Consider the following 10,225-nt stretch of genomic DNA (forward strand, 5'->3'; position numbering starts at 1 on the left):
AACATTCATCACTTAAAAGATCCTGATGATTCTTTATTAAATATTTTAAAAATTTATCATCCAAAAAGCAAATTTAAAGAATTGAATATCTATCAAAATAATAAGTTTAATAAAAAAATCATCTTTATAATAACTAATGAAATTCCTAAAATTTTTAGAGAAATTTACAAAGAATATCCATATAAAAATTATGGCATAGGAAGTTTTTCTCAATATGATTATTATGATAATGTAAAAGAAATAAAATGGTATTATTTTAGCATTTTAACCCCTTTTAATATGCAAATTATTAAAATGAAATTTATAATTAATGAACAAGAATTTAAAGAACAAATAAATGATTTTATAATTAATTTAAATAAAAATGATAGTTAAACTTGTTTGCCTATAGTTTGTTTTTCAAGTCCTCTTTTTAAAATAAAATCAACAACTGGTTGTTCTCTTTTGTTGGCTCTTTTACAATGATCTTTTTGAAAAAAATCAGTAATTTTAACAACTATTCTAGCCCATTTTTTATGATGCCTTTCTCTCCATGCATGAGAAGAAACACTCTCCCATGCATAACCATTAAACAAACTTGCATTAACAAAGTGATCTAATGCTCTTACTCCCTGTCTTGCTCTTTTTACATTAAAAAAAATTCCAACAAAAACTATAAAAATATAACCTATTACAGCCAAAGGGACAATGGCGCATAATAATAAAGTTCCTGCTAATTTTTCTTTCATTTTTTCCTTTTAATAAATTTTATATTCATTCCATTAGCTGAACGAACTGTTAATCTGCCCACAACATCTGGAACAAATCCTTCTTGTAATTGTAATTTATATTTTCTTAAAATATTAGCAAGAATTAAAATTGCTTCTTGCATAGCAAATGCCTGTCCTATACAAATTCTCTCACCCATACCAAAAGGAAAATAGGCATCTTTTTTATAATCATTTTCAAAGCGTGAAGGATCAAAATCATTTGGTTTTTCCCAATATTTTTCGTGTCTTTGGATAAGCCAAGGAGCAACAACAACTCCTGAGCCTTTTTTTATAAATTTATCTCTTATTTTAGTATCTTGTTTTGCTTCTCTTGCAAAAAATCCTACTGGAGGATAAAGTCTTAGGGATTCTTTAAAAATATTTGTAAGAATTTTAAATTGTTTTAAATGAGTTATTTCAATATCTTTACCTTGTAAAACTTCTTCAATTTCCCTATAAGCTTTTTCTTGTTCATCTTCAAATGAGCTTAAAAGATACAAAGTCCAAGTTAAAGAACTTGCTGTTGTTTCATGACCAGCTAAAAAAAGCATAGCAACTTGATCTAAAATTTCTTCAAAAGAAAATCTTTTGTTTGTATTAGCATCCACTACACAAAGCAAAGATTCAAGTATATCAAATTCATTTGTATTTTGTGGATTAAAACTTTCATATCTTGGTTTAATAATTTCGCTTAAAACTTCTCTTATAGTCTCTCCAGCTTTTAATCTTTTTTTATCCCCTAAAATATAAGAGATCCATTTTGGAAAACGAAACATACGTCGCATAGCACTATGGACACTTTGCTCTTGAAATGTAACAAAAGCATCTAAAACTTTTTTTCCTTTTTCTTCATCAAGTTTTGAAGACATAATAGTCCTAAATATAACATCAGCTGTTACAAAGGTCATAGCTTCATCAACTTCTATAATGCTTTCATCATTATATTTTTCAAAACGAGCCATCATATCAGCAACAGCTTCACTCATAAGATCAAAAACCTTATTAATGCGTGTCATTTCAAAGCTTGGACGCAAAAGTTCGCGTTGCTTCTTCCAAACTTCTCCATTTGTCGTAAAAATACTCTCACCTAGCAAAGGACTTAAAAGTTGATGTAAAAATTCACTTTTTGGAAATTCTTTTACCTCATCAATCATTATACGCTTTACTTCTTTAGTATCATTAACAACATAAAGATCAAAATTAGGCATTCTAACATAACCTGTTTGCATCTTATAGCTTCTTTCATAAAGTCCATCAAGCCAGGACCTACGCTTAAGTAAAAAAGTAAGTAAAGTTGAAGCTTTAGTTTTATAAGGTTTTGGGAAAAACGGACATTGGCTCATATTAACTCCTTATTTTTTCTTCTAAAAATTTTTCATTGGTGATAAAATTAAAAAAATCATAACCTCCTCTTAATTGAACACTCCACAAATATAAAAAATGAGCATCATTTTTATTTCTTTTAATTTTTTTATAATATTTTTTTTCATAAAGAGTATGAAATTTAGCAGATAAATATTTTGGTTTAAACTGAGTTTTTATTCCACTTTCTTCTATAAAATCAACTTGAGGAAAACAAGCTCCATCAATAACTGAAGTAAAATCATACCATTTTAAATTAAAGTCGCCTATAAATTCTATCTTTTTTCTAAAATCGAAAGATTTTTTTTGAAAACTTACCAAAGGAATACATTCCCCAAGGGTTAAAATCTTTAATTTTGAAAAATCAATTTTTTCTTCTTTACAAAGATGCAAAATTTGTTCTAATATTTCAATACACATTATAGTTCCAACGCTATGAGCTATTAAAATTAATTCATAATCTTGTTTATTTTGATTTTGTTTTAAAGTATTAAAAATAAAATGAGAAAATTCTTCAATTCTATTTTCTAATTGACCTTTTTTGAATTTATGCCAATTTGCACAAAATGAGCAAATTCTAGAAATCCAAAAAACAGCTAATTTTCTTCCATAATTAAATAAAAATCGATTAACCATATAAAATGCAAGCACGCTAAAAAATGCGGCAAAAATAAAATGGATATAAATTTTAGCTGATAAAAAAACAGCGCTGCTACAAATTAAAGCTAAACATAAAGAAAAAATAACATAAAAAAAAGGATAATATCCTGTTATCAATTGATATATAGAAGCTTTACCAAATTTGATAAAAAGCCCTGTAATAGTATAAATCCTAAAAAAACTATAACAATCTAAAAGAGCATCCTTAAAACTTTCAGACCAATTAGTTTTAACAATATCATTCCAAGCCAAAAAATGATATTTTGTTTGATAGTTTTTTCCCTCTATATTCCAATAAATATTATCTTGTGTAAAACTTTTAGAAAGTTGTGCATCTATATTAAATCTATTTTTATATAAATTTAAATTTTTTTTAAATAAAGAATAATAATATCTATAAGTTCTAGGATCATAACCTGCTAAATAAAATACATCGCGTTGCAATATACTTTCCTAAATTTAAAATTTATTTTTAAAATATTATAAATAAATATTTTATTCCTTGTTAGTAAATAAAAAAGAATTTTTATAAAAACTACCATTTATTTGATTTTTTTCAATTAAATAAGCTCTAAAATTTTCTAAAAGTTTTAAATTTGGCTTATAAGCGTGTGCTTCCCTCCAAAAAAATCGAAGCTTTTTTGGATAAGCCAAACCATCAATATTATAAAAAGCATTTCCACAAACTTTCAGAGGGCATCTATACATTAAAGCAGAAATTCCAACACTAGAATTAATAGTAATACAACCTAAAGCTTGTTTTAAAAGAGTTGGTAAATAAGCATCATGTGTGTATAAAACGCGTCCTTCAACATGATATTTTTGACTTAAAGTTTTAATAAGAAAGGAATAGTTTTTATATCCTCTATCCATGGGATGATGCTTAAAAATAAGATAATGCTTAGCTCTTGCATGTTCAGCAAAAGAAATAATACTTTCTTCTATAAATTCCTCAATATTTTTTTTATAATGATGAATAATTTGTGTATCATTATATACTTGAAGTATGGCTAAAAAATATTTTTTATCAAGATTATAAATTTTTTTATTAAGTTTTTTTTCGGTTATTTTATAAAGTAATTTTCTTCCTAAAGACAAAAACCAAGCAAACATTTCAAAAGGACTCAAAGATCGATGATGAAGTTTATTATTAAAAAATGGGGCTAAAATGAAAGCAAAAAACCAATACAAAAAAGATTGAAATGCCATTGATTTAAAAGTAGAACTCAAAGCAAAACTTTTTTCTTTTTTAGCATTATAATAAAGATAAAAATTTTTATCTCTTGGAGTGCTTGAGTTTGCATTAACTCCATTTTCTTCAAAAGTTATAAAATTAGGTCTTATATATCCTTCCTCAAAGACCCAAATTTTAATTTTCATCTCTTTAGCAACTTTAATTGCTACTTGATGTATAAATCTACAATCATTATACATAATAATAGCTTGAATTTTTTTTTGAATAAAAAAATCTTTATAAAAATTTTCTAATTGCTCTTTGCTATTTTTATAAATAAAACCTTTAGGATAAAAAAAGAAATCTCCGCCATTAAAATTAATTTTACTCACTTGAGTATTATTTTTTTTTAATTCGTAAGATAAACGTTTAAAAAAACTCCCAACAGGACCTTGCAAAAGAACAATATTTTTATTACTAAATTCTTTTTTAATCTTCTTGCTAAAATTCATAAAAATAGGGAATCCCCCCCCCCGTTATACTATCTTTTCAAAAATTCTTCTTATTTTTCTTATAATAAAATTTCTAGTATCTATACTTAATTTAATCCAATATTTTGAAAAATAAATATTTTGCATTTTTTGCATTATATCTAAAGTAACTTCAATTTCACATAAATGCTTATTTAAAGGATTTATATACCTTGGATATAGTATTAAAGTTGCCGCTACAAGCTCTTCGATACTTAATTTTCTTGTTCTTCTTGTTGTATTATGTTTATCTTGCGTAAGTCCCCATCCTGCATAAAAAGGCAAGCCGTAAGTAAAAACTTTCTTACCTCTTAAAAGTGCATCAAAGCCAGAAGTTGAAGTAATAGTATGAATTTCATCGCTTACATTGATTGCGCTATCTATACTCACATTTTTTATTATCTCATCACAAAATTCTAGAATAATTTTTTCATCTTTTAAACCTTTGCGATTTCCACTTAAAACATCAGGATGGGGTTTAAAAATTATATAAGCTTTAGGATTTTTAAGACGCACTTCTTTGATTAAATCTTGTGTAGTAAAGCCCATTCCTCCCAAAACCATAGAAACATCATCTTCTACCTGAGCAGGAATTAAAATAATTTTTTGATTTTCTCTTGCCTTTAAAGAAAGTTTGTGATGTTTTAAGCCATTATATTTTGAAATTTTATTTATTTTTAATTTTTCAATTAAATTTCTAGCCCTTTGTATTAAAATTTCATCAAATTTATAATTTTGTAAAATGTTTTCAAGATCACTTTCTTTACTTGGATCTACATAAAAAGCTTTAGAATCAACAACCAAAGAAAAAGCTCTTGTAAGATCAGATCCTAAAGAAATAGATCTTATAAAACCATCTTCAACAAAATAAATTGGATTTTCTTTAAAATGCCTCATTAATTCTTCTTTTTTAAATTTATAACCCCAAATAAAAAATTTATCGTCTTTGGTAATATTAAATTTAAACAAAGACTCAATAGAATTAACAAAAATGATTTTATTGGTTTGTGCTTTAAAAAAAGGTTTGATAAATCTTCTTTTCCATAAAGTAAAACCTAGAAAAAAAAGACGCTTTGAATTTATTTTTTCTATATTTTTATAACGATTTAAAGTATAAATAGTATCAAAAATATCACTTTTTTGATTTAAATAAGGGTTAAAATAACGCGCATAAAGCATATAACTTGCAGCAAAAACTTCCTCTAAACTCCTTTTTGTTTTTCTTCTTTGACATACTAATTTATCTATAGTTAGTCCCCATCCTGCATAAAAAGGTAAACCATAACATACACATTTACAACCAACCATTAAAGCTTCAAAACCCATGGTAGAAGTTTTAGTATAAACTTTAGAAAAATATTTCAATAAAGCGATAGGATTATAATTTTTGCTAATAAGCTCACAATTTTCTGGCAAAAGATTTAAGTCAAAATCACTTTTTCTTTTACCACTTAAAACATCAGGGTGGATTTTGATATAAATTCTAGCATCTTTATTTTCATTGATAGCATCTTGTATTATCTCATTTGTACTAAATCTTAATGCTTGGCCATATTTTAAAGAAGCATCTTGATCAACCTGAGTGATAACTAAAATACGCTTTTCGTATTTTTTAAAAAAATTATCAGGAATATCAAGGGTATTATTGTATTTTGTGATTTCATATTTTTTGATTAAATCTATAGCTTTTTTGGCTTTTTGCAGTAATAAAGAATCAAAAGTATGATTATTTAATAAATTTTCAAGTCTTGAAGCTTCATTACTATCATAATAAATTCCTATATCATCTTCTACTACACTAAAACTTGGAGAATTATAAAGACCTAAATTTAAAGATCTTATAAAACCATCTTCTAAAAGCAAAAATGAACCTTTATGTTTTTTAGCTAAAGAAATAGCCCTTAAACCAGATTTTTTACGTCCCCAGCCCAAAAAAATACTATTATCTTTTACATTAAATAAAGAATATAATTTAATTTTATAAAAATTTTTAACATTTTTAATAAGTTTCCTAGAAGTAGAATATAAATTCATATAAACCTTAAAAAATTATTTAAAATAATATTCTAACATTTATTCTGTATTTTATAAATAAAGCTTTACTTTAGATTTTCTTAAATATAATAAATAACTTCAAACTATAAAAAGGATTTTTCAATGAAATTAAAATCAATATTATATCCAGCAACGGCTTTATTAGCTTTTTCTTATTTAAATATTAATGCCACCCCTTTAGAAGAAGCAATTAAGGATATAGATGTTTCTGGAGCTTTAAGATATCGTTATGATAGCGCAAGTGGAAATTTCTATAATATTTCAAGTCGTGGTTTTTTAGATAGCGTTGGTGCAGGCTATATTAAAGATAAACAAATGCACAATTATAAAGCACAAATCAATTTTAGTGGTGCTATAGCTGATAATTTTAAGCTTTTTATACAATTTAATTATAGTGCTAAAGATGGTGGATATGGTGCTTACGATGGAAATCCAACATTGCCAAGTGGTGCAGTAAATCCTAATTATAATCCTAATGTTAGCGATACTCAAACAGGATTTTCTGTACGCCAGCTTTACCTAACTTATGCAATTGATGATTTTAACACAAATATTATTTTAGGTAAACAACAATTAAATACTATTTGGACTGATAATAGTATAGATGGTTTAGTTGGAACAGGAATTAAAATTACAAACAATAGTTTCGATCATTTAAATTTTTTAGCCTTTGCTATTGATAGTTTTGGGATAGATGAACAACCTAATGACTTTTATGGCAATGCTGAATATATTCTAGATGAAAAAACTTATAATGAAAATTTTTATGGTGGAGCTATACTTGGAAATTATAATTTATTAAGTGGAAATTTTAACCCAGAACTTTGGCTTTCTTATTTAAATAATTCTTTTTTATTTTATGCTTTTAAATTTAACTACAATGTAGATATTTTTAATGATATTAATTGGAATTTACAAGGAGCATATCTTGGAAATAAAGTTATTGAAAGTAGCTTAAAAGATCTAGGCTTTAAAAATAGTAACTTTTTTGCCCTAAAAGGAACAATCGCAATTAATAGCATTGATGCAAGTTTAGGTGGAGTTTATTATGGGGATAAAAATGGCGTTAATATGGTAGTTATAGAAGATCAAGGAAATCTTAAATCTCTTCTAGCAGGTGAAGAAATTTTTTATTCTGATGGCTCTAAACTTAATGGAGATGTTGGTGAAAATCTTTTTGCTTTTGCAAGTGCTGGATATACCTTTAATGAAGTATTGCGCTTAGGTGCAGATTTTGTTTATGGTGGAACTAAATCAAGCGATCTTTCAGCTGTAGCTGGAAGAGCAGGAAAAAAACTTGAATCTGTTGCAAGAATAGATTATAAATATTCTCCTAAACTTACCTTTAGAACTTGGTATTCTTATGCTAAAGTAAAAGCTTTACATGATGAAGGAGAAAAAAACACTGTTCGCCTTGAAGCTTTATATAAATTTTAAAATAATAAAACGCATTTTTTGCGTTTTATTATAATCTTGCACTGCTTGGAAGATTAACTAAAGTTTTTTCTAAAATTTTAGTATAAGCTAATCCATCATTTTGGCAATTTTTATACATTTTTAAAGAAGCTAAACTTTTCCATACAGGACGTACAAAAATATTATTTTCAAAACATTCTTTAATAAAAATATTTCTTAAATTTTCATCTTTAAAAATTAGCGCATTAAGCCAAAAATTACTTTTTGAATTTGAAATCTCATCTACAAAAGTTAAAAATTCATTATTTTTAAAAAAGTTTTTATATAGCATAGTTAATTCTCTTTTATTTTTTAAAAAAAACTCCAAATTTTCAAGCTGTGCAAGAAGCAAAGCTGCATTAATATTGCAAAGTCTATAATTGTAAGCTATTAAATCGTGCTCATATTCATAAGGATGATTGATTTTAGCAGTGGTGCTTAAATGTTTAATTTTTTTTGCAATATCGTCATCATTACATAAAACAGCTCCCCCGCATCCTCCTGTTACAATTTTATTGCCATTAAAACTTAAAATTCCACAAGCTCCTAAAGTTCCCAAAGCTTTATTATTATAAGTGCTTCCTAGTGCCTCTGCACTATCTTCAATAAGAATTAAATGATAATTTTGGCAAATCTTTATAAGCTCTTTAAGTTTTGCAGCCAAGCCAAAAGTATGCATTATCACACAAGCTTTTATGTGCTTGTGTGTTTTTTTATTAAAAGTTTTTTGTTCTTTTTGATAGGTATTTTCTTTTAAGAAATTTTCCAAAGCTTTAGGATCAAGACTTAAGCTTTCTTTATCTACATCTAAAAAAATAGGTTTTGCGCCAGTGTAAGCAATAGCATTAGCTGTTGCCACAAAACTAATAGCTTGAGTAATTACTTCATTATCTTCATTGATATCATAAGCTAAAAGTGCTAAATGTAAAGCTGAAGTTCCAGAATTTGTTGCGACAACAAAAGGAGAATTTGTAATTTGCTTAATTTTATTTTCAAATTTATGAACAAATTCTCCCACGCTTGAAACAAAGCCTGTATCGATACAATGTTCAAGATATTTTTTCTCATTACCTATAAAACAAGGTTCATGAAGAGCAATTTCTTTTTTATGAGAAAAAAGTTCTTTAATAAAATTAATTTCTTTTTCAAACATTGTAAATATTACTTTTATAAGAACTTAAATTTTCTTTAAAATAATCGATACTTTTTTGAAGCCCTTCTTCTAAACTTATTTTACTTTTCCAACCCGTTGCATTAAAAAGTTTGGAGCTATCGCAACAAAGTCTTAATACTTCGCTGTTTTTAGGACGCAGTCTTTGCTTATCTTGAATAATCTTTATATCTGAATTTAAGAGCTTTTTAATAAGCATAACAACTTCTTGCATAGAATACTCTTTAGAACTTCCTATATTAAAAACTTCTCCATAATTTTTTAATTTAAGCAAAGAAATAAAACCTTCGCAAGTATCTAAAACAAAATTTAAATCCCTTGTAGGTGTAAGATCTCCTAATTTTAATTCTTTTTCTTTATTTAAAATTTGCGTAATAATTGTAGGAATAATAGCTCTTGCACTTTGTCTTGGACCATAAGTATTAAAAGGTCTTGCAATGATAAGTGGAAGATTAAAAGAATGATAATAACTAAGAGCCATCATATCAGCTGCGATCTTGCTTGCTGAATAAGGACTTTGAGGTTGTAAAGGATGCTTTTCATCAATAGGAACATAAAGGGCACTTCCATATACTTCACTTGTTGAAGTATGAATAAAAAGTTTAATATCACTTTTTTTTGCTGCTTCTAAAAGATTTAAAGTACCCCCTATATTGGTATCAACATAACTTTTAGGAGCCATATAAGAATAAGGAATAGCGATTAAAGCACCTAAGTGAAAAATAATATTAACATCTTGAACCAATTTTTCACAAAAAAAACTATCTCTTAAATCTCCACTTATAATCTCCATTTCTTTAAGATAAGGACTTTTTTCTAAATGTCCATAAGAGTTAAAAGAATTATATTGCACTAAAGCCTTAACTTTAAAACCTTTTAAAACTAAACTTTCGCAAAGATGAGAGCCTATAAATCCATCCGCACCAGTTACTAGGATATTTTCATCCATTTCTCAAGTCCCCTTTTATATAACTCTTCTTCTAAAGGCTTAATGTTTTTAATTAAAGCAAGTTCAAGTGCATTAATATGTGCATATATCATTTTAAGCCATTCTAAATGTTCTTTAATC

Annotated in this window: 9 protein-coding genes and 1 pseudogene; 2 read left to right on the forward strand and 8 right to left on the reverse strand. The window is 26.4% G+C overall.

Annotation, left to right across the window (positions count from 1 at the left end; all coding sequences use genetic code 11):
• Nucleotides 1-375: pseudogene (locus JG676_RS07320) on the forward strand (hypothetical protein); the annotation flags it as partial.
• On the opposite strand, the gene JG676_RS07325 reads toward JG676_RS07320, so the two are convergent.
• From JG676_RS07325 to JG676_RS07345, 5 genes are read right to left on the reverse strand one after another with little or no spacing between them, the layout of a single operon-like run.
• Complete coding sequence (locus JG676_RS07325) at nt 372-728, reverse strand: hypothetical protein (RefSeq protein ID WP_200170313.1); 357 nt, start codon at nt 726-728, stop codon at nt 372-374. The pseudogene JG676_RS07320 and the gene JG676_RS07325 sit on opposite strands and share 4 nt — an antisense overlap.
• The gene (locus tag JG676_RS07330) at nt 725-2,092 is read right to left on the reverse strand and encodes a cytochrome P450 (RefSeq protein ID WP_200170314.1); all 1,368 of its coding nucleotides are present in this window, start codon (nt 2,090-2,092) and stop codon (nt 725-727) included. Before JG676_RS07330 ends, JG676_RS07325 begins: the two co-directional genes overlap by 4 nt.
• A 1-nt stretch (nt 2,093) precedes the next feature.
• The gene (locus tag JG676_RS07335; RefSeq protein ID WP_200217810.1) at nt 2,094-3,215 is read right to left on the reverse strand and encodes a DUF829 domain-containing protein; all 1,122 of its coding nucleotides are present in this window, start codon (nt 3,213-3,215) and stop codon (nt 2,094-2,096) included.
• A gap of 51 nt (nt 3,216-3,266) precedes the next feature.
• A complete protein-coding gene (locus JG676_RS07340) occupies nt 3,267-4,457 on the reverse strand; it encodes a capsule biosynthesis protein (RefSeq protein ID WP_200217811.1) in 1,191 nt (396 codons plus the stop codon).
• Between the two features lie 24 nt (nt 4,458-4,481).
• Nucleotides 4,482-6,509, reverse strand: coding sequence for a capsular polysaccharide biosynthesis protein (locus JG676_RS07345; protein ID WP_200217812.1), 2,028 nt, complete (start codon nt 6,507-6,509; stop codon nt 4,482-4,484).
• A gap of 123 nt (nt 6,510-6,632) precedes the next feature.
• Between JG676_RS07345 and JG676_RS07350 the strand changes: the two genes are divergently transcribed.
• A complete protein-coding gene (locus JG676_RS07350) occupies nt 6,633-7,967 on the forward strand; it encodes a major outer membrane protein (protein ID WP_200217813.1) in 1,335 nt (444 codons plus the stop codon).
• A 28-nt stretch (nt 7,968-7,995) separates the two neighbouring features.
• Here JG676_RS07350 and JG676_RS07355 read toward each other — a convergent pair whose 3' ends face one another.
• The 3 genes from JG676_RS07355 to JG676_RS09010 form a co-directional block, all read right to left on the reverse strand.
• Nucleotides 7,996-9,138: a LegC family aminotransferase gene (locus JG676_RS07355; protein WP_200217814.1), complete on the reverse strand. Its 1,143-nt coding sequence runs from the start codon at nt 9,136-9,138 to the stop codon at nt 7,996-7,998.
• Nucleotides 9,131-10,105: a GDP-mannose 4,6-dehydratase gene (locus JG676_RS07360; protein ID WP_200217815.1), complete on the reverse strand. Its 975-nt coding sequence runs from the start codon at nt 10,103-10,105 to the stop codon at nt 9,131-9,133. Before JG676_RS07360 ends, JG676_RS07355 begins: the two co-directional genes overlap by 8 nt.
• On the reverse strand, nt 10,087-10,225 hold a 139-nt coding region (locus tag JG676_RS09010), incomplete at its 5' end, for a hypothetical protein (RefSeq protein ID WP_246801806.1). The genes JG676_RS09010 and JG676_RS07360, both read right to left, overlap by 19 nt.

The organism is Campylobacter sp. 2018MI34, assembly GCF_016598975.1.
Classification (GTDB): domain Bacteria; phylum Campylobacterota; class Campylobacteria; order Campylobacterales; family Campylobacteraceae; genus Campylobacter_D.

What these genes read in the sequence shown, in the direction of transcription:
- JG676_RS07340 (WP_200217811.1), bottom strand. Translation starts at nt 4,457, where the DNA reads ATGAATTTTAGCAAGAAGATTAAAAAAGAATTTAGTAATAAAAATATT.
- JG676_RS07330 (WP_200170314.1), bottom strand. Translation starts at nt 2,092, where the DNA reads ATGAGCCAATGTCCGTTTTTCCCAAAACCTTATAAAACTAAAGCTTCA.
- JG676_RS07345 (WP_200217812.1), bottom strand. Translation starts at nt 6,509, where the DNA reads ATGAATTTATATTCTACTTCTAGGAAACTTATTAAAAATGTTAAAAAT.
- JG676_RS07350 (WP_200217813.1), top strand. Translation starts at nt 6,633, where the DNA reads ATGAAATTAAAATCAATATTATATCCAGCAACGGCTTTATTAGCTTTT.
- JG676_RS07355 (WP_200217814.1), bottom strand. Translation starts at nt 9,138, where the DNA reads ATGTTTGAAAAAGAAATTAATTTTATTAAAGAACTTTTTTCTCATAAA.
- JG676_RS07360 (WP_200217815.1), bottom strand. Translation starts at nt 10,105, where the DNA reads ATGGATGAAAATATCCTAGTAACTGGTGCGGATGGATTTATAGGCTCT.
- JG676_RS07325 (WP_200170313.1), bottom strand. Translation starts at nt 728, where the DNA reads ATGAAAGAAAAATTAGCAGGAACTTTATTATTATGCGCCATTGTCCCT.